The organism is Ruminococcus sp. Marseille-P328 (assembly GCF_964249465.1).
Taxonomy (GTDB): Bacteria; Bacillota; Clostridia; order Lachnospirales; family Lachnospiraceae; genus Blautia_A; species Blautia_A faecis.
In genome coordinates this window covers 127,416-145,896 of sequence record NZ_CAXUBQ010000007.1, presented here as the reverse complement: position 1 = coordinate 145,896, position 18,481 = coordinate 127,416, and the positions used below count along the sequence as shown (strand labels likewise).

The 18,481-nt window shown below is 41.4% G+C and carries 14 protein-coding genes and 2 pseudogenes; 5 read left to right on the top strand and 11 right to left on the bottom strand.

Annotated features, from left to right (window positions below; genetic code table 11):
* Nucleotides 1–298: 298 nt before the first annotated feature.
* The 4 genes from murC (at nt 299) to ACESTK_RS07200 (ending at nt 5,610) form a co-directional block, all read left to right on the top strand.
* Nucleotides 299–1,678, top strand: coding sequence for a UDP-N-acetylmuramate--L-alanine ligase (murC, locus tag ACESTK_RS07215; protein WP_373119306.1), 1,380 nt, complete (start codon nt 299–301; stop codon nt 1,676–1,678).
* Between the two features lie 519 nt (nt 1,679–2,197).
* Nucleotides 2,198–3,379, top strand: coding sequence for a DnaD domain protein (locus ACESTK_RS07210; RefSeq protein WP_373119305.1), 1,182 nt, complete (start codon nt 2,198–2,200; stop codon nt 3,377–3,379).
* Nucleotides 3,380–3,444: 65 nt separating this feature from the next.
* The gene (locus ACESTK_RS07205; RefSeq protein ID WP_173715852.1) at nt 3,445–4,431 is read left to right on the top strand and encodes an ATP-binding protein; all 987 of its coding nucleotides are present in this window, start codon (nt 3,445–3,447) and stop codon (nt 4,429–4,431) included.
* A 3-nt stretch (nt 4,432–4,434) separates the two neighbouring features.
* On the top strand, nt 4,435–5,610 hold the full coding sequence (locus ACESTK_RS07200) for a ribose-phosphate pyrophosphokinase (RefSeq protein ID WP_148462213.1): 1,176 nt from the start codon (nt 4,435–4,437) through the stop codon (nt 5,608–5,610).
* A 126-nt stretch (nt 5,611–5,736) separates the two neighbouring features.
* Here the strand turns inward: ACESTK_RS07200 and ACESTK_RS07195 are convergent, their stop codons facing one another.
* The 10 genes and pseudogenes from ACESTK_RS07195 to ACESTK_RS07150 all read right to left on the bottom strand — a co-directional run.
* On the bottom strand, nt 5,737–7,245 hold the full coding sequence (locus ACESTK_RS07195; RefSeq protein WP_148462212.1) for a hypothetical protein: 1,509 nt from the start codon (nt 7,243–7,245) through the stop codon (nt 5,737–5,739).
* A gap of 74 nt (nt 7,246–7,319) precedes the next feature.
* On the bottom strand, nt 7,320–8,378 hold the full coding sequence (locus tag ACESTK_RS07190; RefSeq protein ID WP_187566143.1) for a DNA repair exonuclease: 1,059 nt from the start codon (nt 8,376–8,378) through the stop codon (nt 7,320–7,322).
* 14 nt (nt 8,379–8,392) lie between these two features.
* A complete protein-coding gene (gene asnS / locus ACESTK_RS07185) occupies nt 8,393–9,784 on the bottom strand; it encodes an asparagine--tRNA ligase (protein ID WP_173734969.1) in 1,392 nt (463 codons plus the stop codon).
* A 204-nt stretch (nt 9,785–9,988) separates the two neighbouring features.
* The gene (locus tag ACESTK_RS07180; RefSeq protein WP_373119302.1) at nt 9,989–11,497 is read right to left on the bottom strand and encodes an InlB B-repeat-containing protein; all 1,509 of its coding nucleotides are present in this window, start codon (nt 11,495–11,497) and stop codon (nt 9,989–9,991) included.
* 145 nt (nt 11,498–11,642) lie between these two features.
* Nucleotides 11,643–13,133 (bottom strand): UDP-glucose--hexose-1-phosphate uridylyltransferase, encoded by a 1,491-nt coding sequence (gene galT, locus ACESTK_RS07175; RefSeq protein ID WP_148462209.1) that lies wholly within the window; start codon nt 13,131–13,133, stop codon nt 11,643–11,645.
* Between the two features lie 149 nt (nt 13,134–13,282).
* The gene (locus tag ACESTK_RS07170; protein ID WP_373119300.1) at nt 13,283–15,733 is read right to left on the bottom strand and encodes a hypothetical protein; all 2,451 of its coding nucleotides are present in this window, start codon (nt 15,731–15,733) and stop codon (nt 13,283–13,285) included.
* 11 nt (nt 15,734–15,744) lie between these two features.
* Entirely contained in the window at nt 15,745–15,972 is a 228-nt protein-coding gene (locus tag ACESTK_RS07165; protein ID WP_373119299.1) for a hypothetical protein, read from the bottom strand.
* A gap of 90 nt (nt 15,973–16,062) precedes the next feature.
* Nucleotides 16,063–16,944: a methyltransferase gene (locus tag ACESTK_RS07160; RefSeq protein WP_373119297.1), complete on the bottom strand. Its 882-nt coding sequence runs from the start codon at nt 16,942–16,944 to the stop codon at nt 16,063–16,065.
* Between the two features lie 87 nt (nt 16,945–17,031).
* Nucleotides 17,032–17,406 (bottom strand): hypothetical protein, encoded by a 375-nt coding sequence (locus ACESTK_RS07155; protein ID WP_118577994.1) that lies wholly within the window; start codon nt 17,404–17,406, stop codon nt 17,032–17,034.
* 36 nt (nt 17,407–17,442) lie between these two features.
* Nucleotides 17,443–17,589, bottom strand: a pseudogene (locus tag ACESTK_RS07150) (DUF6783 domain-containing protein); the annotation flags it as partial.
* Here ACESTK_RS07150 and ACESTK_RS07145 point away from each other — a divergent pair.
* Nucleotides 17,527–17,718: pseudogene (locus tag ACESTK_RS07145) on the top strand (DUF6783 domain-containing protein). The pseudogenes ACESTK_RS07150 and ACESTK_RS07145 overlap by 63 nt on opposite strands.
* Here the strand turns inward: ACESTK_RS07145 and ACESTK_RS07140 are convergent.
* Nucleotides 17,646–18,344 (bottom strand): 5'-methylthioadenosine/adenosylhomocysteine nucleosidase, encoded by a 699-nt coding sequence (locus ACESTK_RS07140; protein ID WP_118577995.1) that lies wholly within the window; start codon nt 18,342–18,344, stop codon nt 17,646–17,648. The pseudogene ACESTK_RS07145 and the gene ACESTK_RS07140 sit on opposite strands and share 73 nt — an antisense overlap.
* Between the last annotated feature and the right edge of the window lie 137 nt (nt 18,345–18,481).

The following is an 18,481-nucleotide window of genomic DNA, read 5'->3' as shown; positions in this document are numbered from 1 at the left end:
TCGTTATTGTACATGTTTTTTCGACACAACCGAATCTCTGATTATTTTTTTTATTCATTTTGTACAGTAGTATTACTGTGCTTTGCGAAGCATACTGCTGTGAAAATCGTAAACAGCGACACTGTAGGAAAGGGAAATTATTGTATTGGTTACCGACTATCCAAAGAAATACTTTGCAATTTTCACAGTTCGGGGTATAATAAATGAAAGTAATTGTAAAAATTCATAACGATTCAGGAGGCTTTTCCTTCAATGAATATTGAATCGCTTCAAAAATGATTAGCATAAGGAGATTAACATGTATCAGATAGACTTCCATAAACCGCTTCATATCCATTTTATCGGTATTGGCGGAATCAGCATGAGCGGACTTGCTGAGATCCTTCTCGGCGAGGACTTCAAGGTTTCCGGCTCTGATTCCAAAGAAAGCCCGCTTACGGATTCCCTTACCAGGAAAGGTGCACGCATCTTTTACGGACAGCGCGCTTCCAATATTACAGACGATGTAGAACTTGTAGTTTACACTGCAGCCATTCATCCGGATAACCCGGAATATGCCAGTGCAGTGGAAAAAGGCATTCCAATGCTGACCAGAGCCCAGCTTCTTGGTCAGATCATGCGCAACTACGATACCCCAATCGCAGTTTCCGGAACCCATGGCAAGACCACCACTACTTCCATGATCTCCCAGATCCTTCTGGAAGCAGATGCGGATCCGACCATCAGTGTTGGCGGCATTCTTCCTTCTATCGGGGGAAATATCCGAGTAGGTCAGTCCGAAACATTTGTCACAGAAGCCTGTGAGTATACCAACAGCTTTTTAAGCTTTTTCCCGAAGATCAGTGTGATCCTGAACATTGATGCTGACCATCTGGACTTTTTTAAGGATATTGACGACATCCGTCATTCCTTCCGCAAATTTGCCCAGCTGCTTCCCGCAGACGGAGCCCTGATCATCAATGCGGATACGCCGCATTATCAGGATATTATCAAAGACCTTTCATGCAAAATTATTACATATGGTCTGGAGCATGAAGCTCAGTATCAGGCCACAGATATCACTTATGACAAATATGGACATGCATCCTTTACCGTTCTGAAGGAGGGCAGAAAGGCCGGCAGTTTCTATCTGAAAGTTCCTGGCAGCCACAATGTTTCCAATGCCCTGGCAGCAATTGCTCTGGCTCGGCTTCTTCAGATTCCGGATGATGTCATTGTCAAAGGACTTGGCAGTTTCACAGGAACAGATCGCCGTTTCCAGTATAAAGGCGAAGTAGCAGGCGTTACCATTGTTGATGATTATGCGCATCATCCAACAGAAATCCAGGCTACTTTAAACGCTGCACACAATTATCCACACAAGAAGCTGTGGTGCGTATTCCAGCCTCATACTTACACACGTACCAAGGCTCTTCTTCCGGAATTTGCACAGGCTCTTAAGCTTGCCGATCATGTGGTTCTGGCAGACATTTATGCAGCAAGAGAAACAGATAATCTTGGAATCTCTTCCAAGGATCTGCAGGCACGGATCCAGGAGCTTGGTACTCCATGCGAATATTTCCCAACCTTTGATGAGATTGAGAATTTTCTGCTGAATAATTGTGAAGCCGGAGATCTGTTGATCACAATGGGTGCCGGAGATGTTGTTAAAATCGGAGAACAGTTACTTGGAAAATAATTGATTGCAATTTCAGCGGTTGTCATGTCCTTTTAAGACCTGGCATCCGCTGTTTTTGTTTTACCATTTTTATTGTCTCTGATCTGTTTTTCCTGGCAAAACGTGCATACCTTCTCATATCCACGGTCACAGACTGTTTTTGCCAAAAATAATTATCCACATTGAAAAAAGCTTGGAAATTCAAGCAATTTAATAATTATCCACATTATCCACAGGCTTATGCACATTTTTGCACTGGCCTGCATGTGGATTCTTATGTGTATAAAGTGCTTAACATAATACTACGACATAACTCGACAAAAATCACAGTTTTTCTTTAATTTTCCGCATTTTTCGGGTTTCCCATAAACATTATGTGCAACTTGGTTTCCACATTATCCACATTATCCACATAGTAGTCCACACACATTTTGTAAAAATCCAGGCAAAAAATCTCCTATTCTCATTTAAAAAGGGGTGTGCTATAATGCAAACACAATGAACAGTGATGATTCATATTCCCAGATAAGGAGTGTTTCTATGATCAGGTTACATAGTACAGGGCTTAATGATGCCACCATTTTATCCAATATTTTTATCGACCGTTTTATGCCAAAGGCAAATGGAGAATTTGTAAAGGTCTATATTTATCTGCTCCGTATGCTTGGCCGCCCGGAGGAAGCTTTCGGGCTTTCCCAGATGGCAGACTCCCTGTTCTGTACAGAAGGAGATATCCTCCGTGCGCTGAAATACTGGGAGTCTGAGAAGCTGGTTACCCTCTTATACGAAGAAGCTGAATTGACAGGAATTACCTTACAGGCACCGTGGAATGAAGCAAATATGCTGGCTACGGTGGCTCCTGCAGGTATCTGTAACGCCGGTTCGCTCAGCGATGTGCCTGATACTTATCACATATCTGCCCCTGAATCCCCAGCCGTCATTCCCAATGCTCCTACTGATAACCCATTGCAGACTGACCAGATTTCCTACCGCAGCGCAGATCTGCCTGTCCCACCTTCCTCCAAACCACTTTCCGAAACGAAAGCACTTACCCCGGATCGGGTGAAGGAGCTAAAACAGAATGAAGATATTATCCAGCTTCTTTACATTGCCGAGCAATACCTCGGCAAAACGCTCACCCCCACAGAGACACGCAAGATCCTGTTTTTCTACGATGAGTTGCACATGTCTGTAGATTTGATCGATTATCTGATCGAATACTGTGTTGGCCGTGACCACCGCAGCATCCGTTATATCGAGACAGTTGCCATGGCATGGAAGGAGGAAGGCATTACCACAGTTGAAATGGCAAAGGATTCCACCTCCCGCTACAGCAAAGAATATTTTTCAGTTCTGAAAGCGATGGGAATTACCAACCGCAATCCTTCAGACGCGGAAATTTCGCTGATCAATACCTGGACCAGGGACTATGGTTTTGCCATGGAATTGATTCAGGAAGCCTGCTCACGGACAGTTCTGCAGACTGGACAGCCAAGTTTTCCATATGCAGACAAAATTCTGCAGCGTTGGAAGGATAAGAATATCCGCACTTTAGGGGATGTCCGCCTTCAGGATGCCCAGCACCAGAAGCGCAAGCTGGAAAAAGCAGTGTCGAAAGCAGACAAGCCGAAATCCGCAGCCCCAAACCGCTTTAACAATTTCCATCAGCGTGACTACGATTTTGCTGAATATGAGAAGAAACTGCTTAATAAACCAAATTAAATCCTGGAAACAGATTTTTATTTAAAACACATACGAACGTCTTATAACCTGGAAGGAGAATTTACATGCCCTTACAGAATTACCAATACGATACTATAATGCGGGAATACAACCGTCGCCAGGCCCGGAACCGCCGCATACAGGAAGAGCATCTTGCTGAAGCCTATGAGAAAATTCCCCGTCTACGTGAAATCGATGAGGAAGTAGCTACTTTAAGTGCCAGGAAGGCCCGTGCCCTGATCAGCCGCCAGGAAGTCGGCATTGAAGATCTTCGCAATGATATTGCCCTGCTTTCCCAGGAACGCACTGCATTACTGCTTTCTTCCGGCTATCCTGCTGACTATCTGGAGATGAGCTACACCTGCCCTCTTTGCCAGGATACTGGCTATATCGGCAGCCAGAAATGCTCCTGTTTCAAGAAGGCAGAGATCGAACTTCTGTATACACAGTCAAATTTAAAAGAAATTCTTGAAAAAGAGAACTTTGACCACTTTTCTTTTGACTTTTATTCTGATACAATAACAAATGATTCAACGGGACTCACCGAACGTGAGACTGCACGTCGCGCGTATAAGATGGCGAAGGAATTTGTCGCTGACTTTGACAATTCTTTCCAGAACCTGTTTTTCTACGGCGACACCGGTGTGGGCAAGACCTTTCTTTCCCACTGCATCGCTCACGATCTTCTGGACAGTGCACACTGTGTGCTTTATTTTTCTTCATTCGAGCTTTTTGATTTTCTTGCAGGCTCTGCTTTTTCCAGAGGCAATGACGCTCCCGATGATGAACCGATTTTTGACTGTGACCTGCTGATCATTGATGACCTGGGTACAGAGCTTACCAATAGCTTTGTATCTTCACAGCTTTTCCTGTGCATCAATGAGCGGATCATGCGCAAGAAATCTACGATTATTTCCACAAACCTGAAGCTGGAAGATTTCTCAGCAACTTATTCTGAGAGAACCTTTTCCCGCATCGCCAGCAACTATCAGATGACTAAGCTTGTGGGAAAAGATATCCGCATTCAGAAAATTTTTTTAGGAGGAAAGTAAAGAATGGCACAAGAAGAATTGACTACACTTCCCGTTGGAAGGCTGGGATTAGTTCCTTTGGAAAGCTGCAGGAGCCTTGGACAGAAAGTCGACGAATGGCTCGTTAAGTGGCGTAAGGAGCGTGAGCATTCAGAATCAGATTCTTTCGCCTTTGAAGGATACAAAAGAGATTCCTATACAATCAAAGTTCAGAACCCGCGTTTCGGTTCCGGCGAGGGTAAATGTGTGATCACCGAGTCCGTACGAGGAGATGATGTTTATATTCTTGTAGATGTATGTAACTACAACATCTCATATCCAATTGGCAAATACACCAACCTGATGTCTCCGGATGATCATTATCAGGATCTGAAGCGTGTAATTGCAGCTATTGGAGGAAAGGCCCGCCGCGTGAATGTAATCATGCCATACCTTTATGAGGGTCGTCAGAGCAAGCGTATTGGAAGAGAGTCTCTTGACTGTGCTACTTCCCTTCATGAACTGATAAATATGGGAGTTGAAAATATTATCACTTTCGATGCACATGACCCCCAGATTCAGAATGCCACTCCACTTCATGGATTTGAGACAGTTCAGCCTTCTTATCAATTTATCAAGGCTCTTCTGAACCATGAGCAGGGACTTCATATTGACAATGAGCATTTTATGATCATCAGCCCGGATGAGGGCAGCATGAGCCGTGCGATCTATCTTGCAAACATCCTGGGTGTTGATATGGGCATGTATTACAAACGCCTTGACTACTCCAAGAATATAGGAGGAAGACATCCGATTGCAGCCTATGAGTTCCTTGGTCCAAATGTAGCAGGCAAGGATATGATCCTGATTGATGACATGATCTCTTCTGGTGACACTATCCTGAAGATTGCTTCTCTTCTTAAGGACAGGGGTGCCGGCAGAATTTACCTTTGCTCCACGTTCGGTCTGTTTACAGACAACCTTAAGAAATTCGATGAAGCACATGCTGCTGGTGTATTTGACAAGCTTCTCACTACCAATATGGTATATCAGTCTGAGGAGCTTCTTGCAAAACCATATTACATTTCCTGTGATATGAGCAAATACATTGCACTGATCATTGATACACTGAATCATGATATGTCTGTAAGCCATCTGCTGAATCCAGTTGACAGGATTAAACGCTGTGTAAACAAATATATGGCACAGTATGAGAAATAAATAAAATAATTTGAGGCTGACCCTTCCAGGTGTCAGCCTCTTGTTTTGTTATCATTTATTTGTAACTGTTCAGTACTTTCACAGTTACATGCTTCGTGATCACTTAACATTCACTGTAACAGTTTTCTAAAAAATGTCAGCCATATCCTTATTATTGGTAAAAAGCAGCACCTGTCTGGGCTGTTTTTTCAGCCACCTGAAAACTGCCATAAGCTTATCCTGATTCTTCCCATGGAAAATATCATCCAAAATAACTGGAAAAACAGTTTCATTCGTGAACAACTCAGCAGCAGCCATCTGAATAGAAAAATACAGCATTTCAAGGTTTTCCTTTTCCAGATTTTCTGCCAAAACAGTTCCCTCTTCCAGACACAGTTCCAAACTCTGTCCCTCATCTCCATAGAACTCTATATATTTTCCATCTGTAAGTTCCCTGAAAATTTGGGATGCTCGTATCCGAATCTTTCTGCCTTTCTCAAGATAAATACTGCGTGACAGCTCTTTAATGGTATCCATAGCCAGGTTCAAGGACTGTGTTTCCAGATCTTCAGAAGTAGGAAGTGACATTTCCAGCTCAAATTCCTGATATTCGCTCTGCAAATTCGTAAAAGCAGTCAGTTTCTCACCGTAAATTCCATCAATATCTTCTTTACTGGATTTCAGCTTTTCCTGCTGTGACTGCAAATACACTTTTTTCTTCTTTAGCTTTACAAACTCCATATGCAGCTTTCTTCGTGCAGTAAGTGTATAAACCATTGCCACAACAGCAGCAATGATGCATACATCCATTCCTATTTTAGACATCTCATCAGTTAACTGAAATCTTCCAACAATACCAATAATTCCCACAATAACGGCCAGAATACCTGCTATCACCATTCCCAGATTCTTTTTCTCTATAGTCTGCAGCTGTTCTTCAATCACAGTGGCTTCTTCTTTCCCTGCTGCCGAATAGATTTTTGCCTGCGCCTGAACCACCTGCCCCTTCTGGTCCCGAAGTCCATCCAGGTCATTCTGCAGACTTTCCAGTTTCTCGCTCAGTTTTTCCTGTTCTCTCTGAACTGCTTTCCTGCCACGTTCTTTCTGGGTGAGATATCCCTTGCGCCACATCTTCAGCATCTGCTCCGTTCTTCCAAGATCCACCAGACCATCTCCGCTTTTGCTGAGAACAGCCAGTTTATTCTGTAGTTCCTTTGCCATTTCCCTGGAAGAACTACCGCTAAGTGATTCTACCATAACAGTATTGTCGAACAGGTTCTCACTAAATCCCCCAAGGATCCTCTCGAGGGCTCCATTTTCCCCATTTAAAATTTCTCTGGTATCTTCACAGAACAGCTCACAATTATGGATTCCTGCCCCTGTTTCCCGCGTCAGGCGGTAATCTTTTCCATTGTGCTGAAACCATATAGTTCCACCATATTTTTCCCGGGAAGCTTCAGTTCCTGCTTTTTCATAAATTCCATTCTTTTCCTGCATTTCCTCAGGCACTCCAAAGAACATGCTCTTCACAAAGATAAACACAATGTTCATTTCTGTTTCTTTTAGTCCATAGAGCACATTTACTCCAGAGGTCAGTTCTATGTCTTTTTCCCGAAGCCCACCAAAATTATTTATTAATATGCGTTTAAAAATCATATAACCTTATTCCCTCGCACATACATCTCAATTTTACACTGCAATACATATTTTCTGTTACTATCTGCTTTGTGTCAGCTGGAATGTCTTGTCTCCAACAGTGCCTGCAAACCATAGTACAGGGCCTTATCTTCCACTGTATTTCTGTTTTTTTCCATAAAAAAGCAGATATAATCCCCTATCAAAGTTCCGGCATATTTTTTTTGCAGTTCTTCCAGATCATAAGCAGGTCTGGTCTCATCCAGTACTTCTGTAATATTTCCAAAGGATTTCAGTTTTTCCGGAATCAGAAAAAGCTCTGGTTTTCTTTTCCCTTGAAGAATTACACGATATATATTCAGTCCGCCTTTTTTAAATATCTCATCCTTCAAAGCTTCTTCAATAGATAGCTGGGTGCTTTCTTCATTTACATTGAGAAGAAGTTGACTATAGGTTCGAATAGAAAACGGCACAAATCTGGTTTTCACTTTTCCATTTTCAATCCTTCCCTCAATGTAGCCATGTGCTCCCAGATCATTGCTTTCAATTGGCTCAAGAGCTCCGCTGTAAGCAGCCACATCTCTTATTACGTTCTGGGGAGTATGGAAATGACCCAATGCAATATAATCAAAACCTGCTCCTGCAAGCGCAGCTGTATTTAATGGGCAATGGCTTTCATCACCGCCATGAGCTATAAGAATATGCACTCCATTATTTTTCACAGGGCGTACGCCATCATACAAGGGCTGTCTGATCTGTGAATGTTCATAGCTCATTCCATAAACATATACCTCGAATTGCGTATCTTTCACACAGGTTACCTTCTCTTCTGGAAAAAAAGTCACATTCGGTGCCCAGGTGAAAGTTCTGTAAAAAGAATTTTCTTTCAGATAATCCCTTTCTCCTGCCATTAAATATACCCTTGTTTCCGGTATTCCGGAAAATAAATCGTTTACTTCTTTCAATTCATATGGAAGTGGCTGACGATGGAACAAATCTCCGGCTATAAATAACAAATCCACCGGATTTTCGCGGATACCCGCAATAACCCGGCGGAATGTTTCCCAGATTTCATTCTCCCGCTTGTCACTCCATGGGCAACCTCTGTCAGGCACTGCACCAAGATGTACATCTGCAAGATGAATAAATCTCATTCTTTTACCTCATTTTATAAATCGCAGTTGTTAACTGTTCTCGGGAATGGAATTACGTCACGGATATTGCCCATTCCTGTGAGATACATTACACAGCGCTCAAATCCAAGACCAAATCCTGAATGACGTGTAGAACCATATTTACGCAAATCAAGATAGAAGTCATAGTCTTCTTCCTTCAGCCCAAGCTCTTCCATACGAGCTTTCAACTTACCATAGTCATCCTCTCTCTGGCTTCCACCGATAATCTCACCAATTCCAGGAACCAGGCAGTCCATAGCTGCAACGGTCTTGCCATCCTCGTTTGCTTTCATATAGAATGCTTTAATTTCCTTTGGATAGTCTGTAACAAAAATAGGTTTCTTAAAAATCTGTTCTGTCAAATAACGCTCATGTTCTGTCTGCAGATCACATCCCCAGGATACTTTATAATCAAACTTGTCATTATTCTTCTCGAGAAGCTCAATTGCTTCTGTATAAGTAACACGACCGAACTCAGAGTTTGCCACATGGTTCAATCTGTCAAGAAGTCCTTTGTCCACAAAAGAATTGAAGAAGTTCATTTCCTCCGGAGCATTCTCAAGAACATATCCGATCACATATTTCAGCATCGCTTCTGCAAGATTCATGTTGTCTTCAAGATCAGCAAATGCACACTCAGGCTCGATCATCCAGAACTCAGCTGCATGACGTGTGGTGTTGGAGTTCTCGGCACGGAAAGTTGGTCCAAATGTATATACATTACGGAATGCCTGTGCAAATGTCTCACAGTTCAACTGACCGCTTACAGTCAGGTTTGTCTCTTTCCCAAAGAAATCCTGAGAGTAATCAATATTTCCCTTATCATCTGTAGGAATATTATTCAGATCCATGGTTGTAACCTGGAACATCTCACCTGCACCCTCGCAGTCACTTCCTGTGATCAGCGGAGTGTGTACATAAACAAAACCTCTCTCCTGAAAGAATTTGTGTATTGCATATGCACAGAGGGAACGTACACGGAAAACAGCCTGGAAGGTATTTGTTCTGGAACGAAGATGTGTGATCGTTCTTAAATACTCAAGGCTGTGACGTTTCTTCTGAAGTGGATAATCTGGTGCGGATGTTCCCTCTACAGAAATTTCTGCAGCCTGGATCTCAAATGGCTGTTTCGCCTGTGGAGTCGCTACCAGAGTTCCCTTTACAATAATCGCTGCGCCTACATTCAGTTTGGAAATCTCAGCAAAATTGTCCATTGTATCATGGTAAACGATCTGAAGGGTCTCAAAATATGTTCCATCATGGAGAACAACAAATCCAAAGGTCTTGGAATCACGAACGCTTCGTACCCAGCCGCCTACGGTGATCTCCTGATCCAGGTATTTATCCCGTTCTCTGTAAATCTCTTTTACTGTTGTAAGTTTCATAATTAGTTCCTCTTTCTCCTCATTTTTCCAAACACTCATTTCTCTATAGTATAGACTATTCCTCTTATTCGCGCAAGGATATTTTTCCAGGGAATAAAAGAAGATCCTGTCTGTTAAGCTTCGACACTTTTGGACAAAGATCTTCTCTTCTGTAAGTACTTTTCTATTGCAAAGTTGCCTCATTCTCAGTATTTCTCTGAACGTTTAATGCAATATAAGATAATCCAGACAATACTTAAAAATTCGTTTGTAAGTCTTGGTGGTGTAATGAAGTCCATCATCGTCTGGCAGGTCAACTCCAGTTCCACTAATATTGGTACCATATCCATTCTCCATCAGATAAGAATACGTATCAATATATTCGAAAGTGCTGCCAAGAGCACTACCCACAACAGAATTGAATTTGCGGATTACTTCTTCTTTTCGGATTGCATTCTTACCAAGATATTCGATTGTCTTACTGTTTACCGGATTCACCGACATAAAGAACAGCTTGCAGTTCTTTTTCTGTAAGCTCTCAGCAATCTCCTGATAATAAGAAATATAATCATACATATTTCCAGGATCGTTTACTCCCAGATTAAAAATAACCGCAGTCGGTTTCAGAACGGAATAATTCTCTTCTGCAATAGAAAGAACCGTATTCATTCCCTGAGACTTCAGCCATTCAAGGCCCTTTCCCTCTTCGTATACAAAATCAATATCACGCAGCAGATTCGACTCATAATACCCTGAATTTAAATTTTGCAGCGTTCTCTGCATACGATTGGTACGGGAGTCTCCTACAAAAATAATGTGATTGTACCCCCGGCTGCTGCCATTTCCAATCTTCCAGCTGCTTGCGGATTGCAGAAGCTCTGAAAGAGTCAGGTCTTCCTCAGCGGAACGGTTAAACACAACTGCATACAGCTTTATGTTGCTGTTTACTGTAATAGTATCACCAGCTTCATAACGCGGTGCTGTGCTTTTTCCAAACTGGATATCCCATCCCATAAAGGTGTATCCGGATGCATTTCTTACAGACGGCAATGTATAAGAACTTCCAGATGCTACATTCTCTGTCTTGTAAACGGTTCCATCATTCTTGCACAAAGCCACCGTAAATGTTGTATCAGACTCGTAAACAGCATATAATTTTATATTTTTTTTGATTCGAATCTTCTGTCCCTCTGTATACGCCGCTTGGGAAGCATTCTTTTTAGTACTCCATCCAACTGCCTTATAGCCGCTTTTTTGTGGAAGCTCTGGCAAGGTAAGATATCCGTTTTTTGTAACAGCTTTGTTTAGTTTCTTAAATACTGTACTGGTGCTTCCGGTATTATCATAGAAATAAACTTTATATATACCAACTTTTTTACGCACCGCGTACAGATTTATATTCTTTTTCAGACGTATTTTTTTCCCCGCGGCATATACCGCTTTGGTATCGTTTTTCTGAGTGGACCAGCCAAGATTTTTGTATCCGGTAATTGCAGGAACTGCCGGAAGCTTAATTTTTTTCCCGGCACTTACCTTTATACGCAGCTTGGAATAAGATGTTTTTCCACTTTGATTCCAGAATCTGACAACTACGTTCTTAGTGGCCGCCTGTACAGACTGAACACCACTAATCCCAATTTTTCCATCATTTCTAAATGAAACTCCGAACAAAATCAACATTGTGGCCAACAGAACCCGGAAAATCCTATTTTTTCTTTTTGTTTTATTTTTCATAGGCACTCCTCTGCTTTTTAATGTCTCTCCTGCTTTCATCATCTGCACAGAAAATAAATAGTTCTTATTTCATCTTCTGTGCTGTCTTCAGTATAATCAAACGGACACATTCTTTCAACCCCAAAAGATTGTCTTTATGATTTGGTTACAAATTTTCAATAAAACGCATAAATGCAGCTCTGCCCTCTCCTGTACATTTGTAAACACCAGCATCTTCCAGCACGTGAACAAACACATTTCCAACTTCTTTATGAAGAACCTCTTCAATATTGTCTTTATCAAGATGATCGTACTTCGGAAGGAATTCTTTTACCCACTGCGCATGTTTTTCAATCTTCTCATTAGAAGCAACATCCTTGCCATCCAGAATATATTCTTCCAAAAGCTCCAGTTCTTCTTTTAGTCGCGCAGGGAGAACTGCCAAGCCCATAACCTCGATCAGACCGATATTCTCCTTCTTAATATGATGGTACTGTGCATGCGGATGATATACGCCAAGAGGATTTTCTTCTGTGGTAATATTGTTTCGCAGAGTCAGATCCAACTCATACATATCACCTTTTTTACGTGCGATCGGAGTGATCGTATTATGAGGTTCACCATCCGTTTCTGCAAAAATGAATGCAGCCTCATCTGTATAGCCTCTCCAAACCTCCAGCACATGAGTTGCCAGATCAATCAGGCGCTTCTCATCTTTATGACGGATACGAAGTACAGACAGCGGCCATTTTACAATACCAGCCTCCACATCCTCATAGCCCGGAATAGTTACATATTTCTCAATTTCAGCCTTTGCCATAGCAAACGTATAATGGCCGCCCTGGAAATGATCGTGACTGAGAATAGAACCTCCCACAATCGGTAAGTCTGCATTTGACCCCAGAAAATAATGTGGAAACAGCTTCACGAAATCAAACAGCTTGATAAATGTGTTTCTCTCGATTTTCATAGGTGTGTGCTGGAAATTAAATACAATACAATGCTCATTATAATAAACATAAGGAGAGTACTGCATTCCCCACGGACTGTCATTGATTGTGATCGGAATGATTCTGTGATTCTCTCTTGCAGGATGATTTGCGCGGCCTGCATATCCCTCATTTTCCGGACAAAGCAGACATTTGGGATAGCTGCTTGATTTGATAAGCTTTGCCGCAGCAATAGCTTTCGGATCTTTCTCTGGCTTAGAAAGGTTGATTGTAATATCAATTGCTCCATAAGGAGAATCCACAGTCCATTTCTGGTCTTTCTTTACACGATAACGACGAATATAATCACTGTCCTGGCTTAATTTATAGAAATAATCTGTTGCTTCTTCCGGAGATTTCTCATATTTTTCCCAGAAAGACTTCTGTACCTGAGCCGGGCGGGGCATAAGACAGTTCATTAATCTTGTATCAAACAGATCTCTGTAAACCACACTGTCCTGAATCAGACCACGTTCTACAGCTTCGTCTAACAGTTCTTTCAGAACTTCTTCCAGATTAATATCAGAATATTCCTCTGCCGGTTCTGTGTATTCATCTTCTTTAAAAACATCAAGAAGAAGATTTGTTGTATAGTTTTTCTCACAGACAGGAGTCAGCCCTGTCTCAATTCCATACTGTACCAGTTTTTTAATACTTTCGCTTAGCATTTTTCTGTCCTTTCCTGTTGCTTTATTTTTAACAGTCTGTCCTCCACCACAGACAGACTGTTAACCACCACTTTGCTGCATCTTTCACATCCAGCATTTTTTGCATACATGTTCAATATCGGACTGTACCGGCTTTCCCAACAGCCACTTTAAAGCTTCAGTTTCTCAACATAACTTATAAAAATATTGCCGGCCTTTTCAAACAGCTCCGTACTGTCATTCATACCGTAAGGATAAGTTTCCCCTTTCTGCGGATCGTACAGATATGTGTTATATTCATCATATCCAATGATCACAACACTGGTATTATCCCCGGTCTTGGCAATTACCGGACGCTGGGCGCTGACCTCATATAAGACACTGTCTAATGTACAACCAGACAAATCAATGATAGTACCCTCATCCCCAAGAGCCTCCTGCAGTGCTGTAACATCCAGGGATGCACTCTTCATTGCTTCCGGCACATCCTCCAGATTAAGAGTCAGCTTTGTCTTCTTATTTCCACGCTCCCATACATACTGCTGAGCACGATTCAGCACAACACCAGTCTGATCATCTGCTCTTTGAAGCGCAAGTGCAGGATCTGTGAATGTACTGTCCAATCCTCCTTTTGCATAAACATAGTAAATATCTTCCTCAGGAATCTGCGTATCCAGAATAATACGGTCATCACCTATATTTTTCATTTTTGCATAAACAACTAACGGTTCCTGAATTTCAGGCGTTTCAGTGAGAGCCAGTCGTATCTGAGTTCCGGTTCTGGAATTTGTCACAAGTTCCACGGATACAGTATTGGTCGAGGCTTTGGAATTATTCAGAATATTATCCTTGCTTACTGCTTTGTATCCTTTTTTTGTCTTCTTGGACAACTGAAATTCCATCATAGTGTTTCCCATGGTAATATCAGTTACATACAATCCATCCTGATGATATTCTTTTTTCAAAGTTCCATCAAATCCTTCAATACGGACCGTATGAATCCCCGTAGTCTCATGACCATTATCGTCTGCGATCACATCTCCATCAACTACGATTCCATAAACAAGATCTTCATTCATAAATCCATTCAGCACTAAAGACTGTCCTGAAGATGGTGCAAGACTCCTGGTTTCTAATGTTTCAAAATCTATTTCTTTTATATTTCCGGCGCTTTCACCTTCCTGAATGATCCATGCAGCATGTGCACCTGTATCCGAAACAGCAAAGTCATCTATTTTAATTCCTTCCTCAAGAACCTCACTGGTACCATCTGAAATGTTTATCTTATAAAGCTTATTTGCAAATAAAAGATAAAGAGCATTTTCTGTACTGACATAGGATAATGTTCCAAGATCCTCTTTCAGGAATTCGTAGGATTCTGTAGACGGAATAAATACTTTTTCTTCCACCACATTCTGATCATTGCTGTAATGATATACACAAACACCACAGTATCCTTCCCGAACGCCTCTGTTCATATATCCATAAAGAACAAAGTCCACATCTCCGTTATCTTCCACACGGATGATCTTTATATTATGCTGGTATCTGGAATCCCTGAAATCTCCATCCGTTTCTTTGCGAAAACTGAAAATTCTGGAAAATTTTCCATCATCAGGAGAATAAGACCATAAATCCCCTTCCTGAACGAAAGCAAGAACTCCTGCGTTTTCATTCATCATATATTCCACATTTTTGTCTCTGACTCCAAGTAAAAGCCCCTTGTCGGAAATGCTGATGGAGCTTTCCTCAAATACCTGTGATGCACTTCGTTTAAAATCCAGAAGCATGATTCTGGTTTCAGTATAACGCATCCGGTAAAATTCTGTCACATCATAGATTTCCTGGTTTCCATTTTCATCCAGTGCCACAATCTGATATTCAACAGAAAGACTGGCTGTGGTTTCATTAATATCCTTCACTACAGGAATTCCCTTTCTGTAAATCTGAGGGTTCAGATTGCCCCAGCTGATCTGGGCAAATGTAGAATTGATATTAATGTCTGTATAGTTGGTAGACGTACTGGATGTGTCTGATTCCAGGTAAGCAGTCAGATCCTCGGCGGACGCTTTATCCAGACATTTTTCATAAAAGCTCGCAACAAACTTCACGTACTGAGCAGCATTCACATTGGATCTGGAAACTACTCTTGTATAGTAATAAGCTGTTCCCTTATTTGTCTCAAGAGATAATTGCAAAGAATACTCCTGATTCATCAAAAGATCACTGCTCAGCTTAATTGTTGTTGTCAGATAGCTGTCCTGTTTATCCAGACTTTTAATCTTACGGTTTTCCAGTACCTTACTGCCATCTGAAGTACGTATCTCATAGGAAAGGCTTTTCACCTTTGTATCATAGGCATTTATGACAAAGGACAGTTCCTTGGATGTATCAATAGGCGTCACACTGTCCCTGGTAAAATCAGACTGCATAGGCTGTGCATAACCATACATCCTGTTTGCATAATTTCCATCAAAATCAACCATTACCTCCGGAAAAACCGGATCATTCATATCAGAGCGGTCATCCGTAGTCTCACTATTCAGCAGGAACGAACTTCCTGCCACGCCGAGAACAAAAACAAACAGGAGAATCACTGCTCTGCGTAAAAATTTAATCATTCTTTCTCCTCTTAACTCTCTGATTGTACCTCCCCTTCACGGTACAGAAGTCTTTCCAGTGTAGGATTTATATGCAGTTCCTTCATAAGCTGCACTGTACTCTTCATATCTTTTGGTTTGCCTGTCTTTACAGCACGGATCAGCAAATTCTTGGGTGTATGCTCCATATCAATAAATTCCAGAATCTGAGTTTCGTATCCCATACTTTCCAGCAGATTGGCTCGAATTCCATCTGTCATCAAAGCAGCCATTCTCTCCTTAAGAATGCCATATTTCAGTACAGGCTCCAACACTTCATTTTTTATCTGTCTATTTACCTCATGCTGACATCAGGGTACAGACAAAATAACTTTCGCTCCCCATTCCACAGCCTTCGCAAGAGCATAATCTGTAGCTGTGTCACAGGCATGCAAGGTTACTACCATATCAACAGAAGAAACACCTTCATAATCAGCAATATCTCCCTGATAAAAATGCAGTTTTTCATATCCATACTTTACTGCAAGATGATTACATTTTTCTATTACATCTGTTTTCAGATCCAGACCAATAATATTTACATCATAACCTTTCAGTTCTCTCAGATAGTAATACATGGCAAATGTAAGATAGGACTTTCCGCATCCAAAATCAAGAATGGTCACTTCCCGCTGTTGATCCAGTCTTGGAAGAATGTCCTGAATAAATTCCAGAAATCGATTGATCTGTCGGAACTTATCGTATTTTTGGGTAATAATCCTGCCTTCCTTATTCATAACACCAAGATCAACAAGAAAGGGGACTGGAATATTTTCCTTAAGTATGTACTGCTTTACACGATTGTGGGCCAATATCTGCGTGCCCTTGCTGAAGGTCTTGTCCTTTCCGAAAGCCAGACCTTTTCCATTTTCGGGATGACGTCTGGTCTTTATGGTCATCTTTCCTTTTTTGCTTACCAGAATAGTTCCATCCAGCGCCATCCCACTTGCCTGAAGCTGAGAAAAATCATGCTGCAGCCCCGCTTTTAAATATGAGATCAGTTCCTCTCTGGAATAATTTTTATGGAGCACCTTCGTCCCTACAGTTTCAGAAGCCTGATAAACCACCTTCCCCCGGATTTCTACCGGGCGTATTTTTACTTTGGATGGTCCGTCCCCTCTGCTGCCGCTTAGGATAGCTTGACACAGCTGTTCATTTATCTGTTCCTCTAAATATTCATCTATTGTTTTCATTTTTATTATAAATATTTTCTTTTATATTCTGTAATCGTTACTGTTCACTCCGCTCACAGCAACCTCTAATTGTCATTTTGATGCGTCTTATCTGTAAAAATCTCCCCTGCATCTTCTTCGTCGGCATCTTCTTCGTGATATTTCATGAAAAAGAAGCACTTCTACCAGATCACCAAGAAGTCCATCAGACATTGCTTCCATATCAGCCTCTGATCTTACTTCATCCACGATCTTCCTTCCAAGGTGATACAACATAAACCTGTCAGGATATTCATCGTAAAGCCGGCTGCCTTCATAATCCTGAAGATCACATTCTTCTTCCACTTTTTCCTGTATCTTTCTGGCAGTGTCCGGATAGTAGGATTTCATCAGAAAAAATTCCTCTTCTTGTTCCTTTTCTCCCCGGTAGAGCAAGGGATTTGCATAGCTTGTGTAAAATGGATAAAAATCTTTATATATCATATCAGCAATTTCGATTCCTTTTCCATTTCACTCTCATTATATGCAAGCTTCCGTTTTTCGGTCAATTGCACCATTTTTCAAATACGCGCCAAAGCGTGTTTGAAAAAGGCTTTCTGCAAGATGTACGTCACAATTTGTGGAAGATTTTGCCCGGATGATGGCGCCGTAGCGGGCTACGGCAACTGAATTCGGGAAAAATATACCGCAAAGTGGGGCGTGCAGATTGCGGGAATGATTTTTCAAATACGCGCCAGCATATTTAAAGTAAGCCTCACACTATGGTCAACAGCTGCTTTCTCAAATTCGCTGTAATCCATCTGCGCACTTCCATCAGCCTTATCAGAAATAGCACGGACAACCAGAAACGGAATTTCATTTAAGTATGCTGCCTGTCCAATGGCTGCACCTTCCATTTCAGTCGCATATGCTGAAAACTCTGATACAATTCGATTCTTAACATCCTGATCGCAGACAAACTGGTCTCCAGAAGCAATTCTTCCTTCAAATACCTGAATATCCGGATTTACTTCCTTACATACTTCTGCAGCAAGTCTGCGGAGATTATCATCTGCATTAAAGAAAAATACAGGCATTTGCGGAATCTGTCCCTTGCGGTATCCAAATCCGGTAGCATCCATATCATGCTGTACAACATCTGTGGAAAGAACAATATCACCAATATTAATATTTTTATTTAAGCTTCCTGCAATTCCTGTATTAATGATCGCATCTACTGAAAATACATCTGCCAGAATCTGAGCACAGATACCAGCATTTACCTTGCCAATTCCGGAACGCACTACAACAACCTTTTTTCCAGCAAGTATTCCCTCATAAAAATCCATGGAAGCTTTTTTTATAATTCGTACATCTTCCATTTTTTCTTTTAAAATCGCAACTTCAACTTCCATTGCGCCAATAATACCAATTGTTTTCATTTAGCATTCTCCTCTGTTTTTGAAAGTTAACTGCTTCTTCATCTGACATTATACCAAAACTTCTTGCTATATCCAACTTAAATTTGGCATGGAAACTTATAATATCTTCTGCTATAATGAGAGAAGGTGCAAAGCTA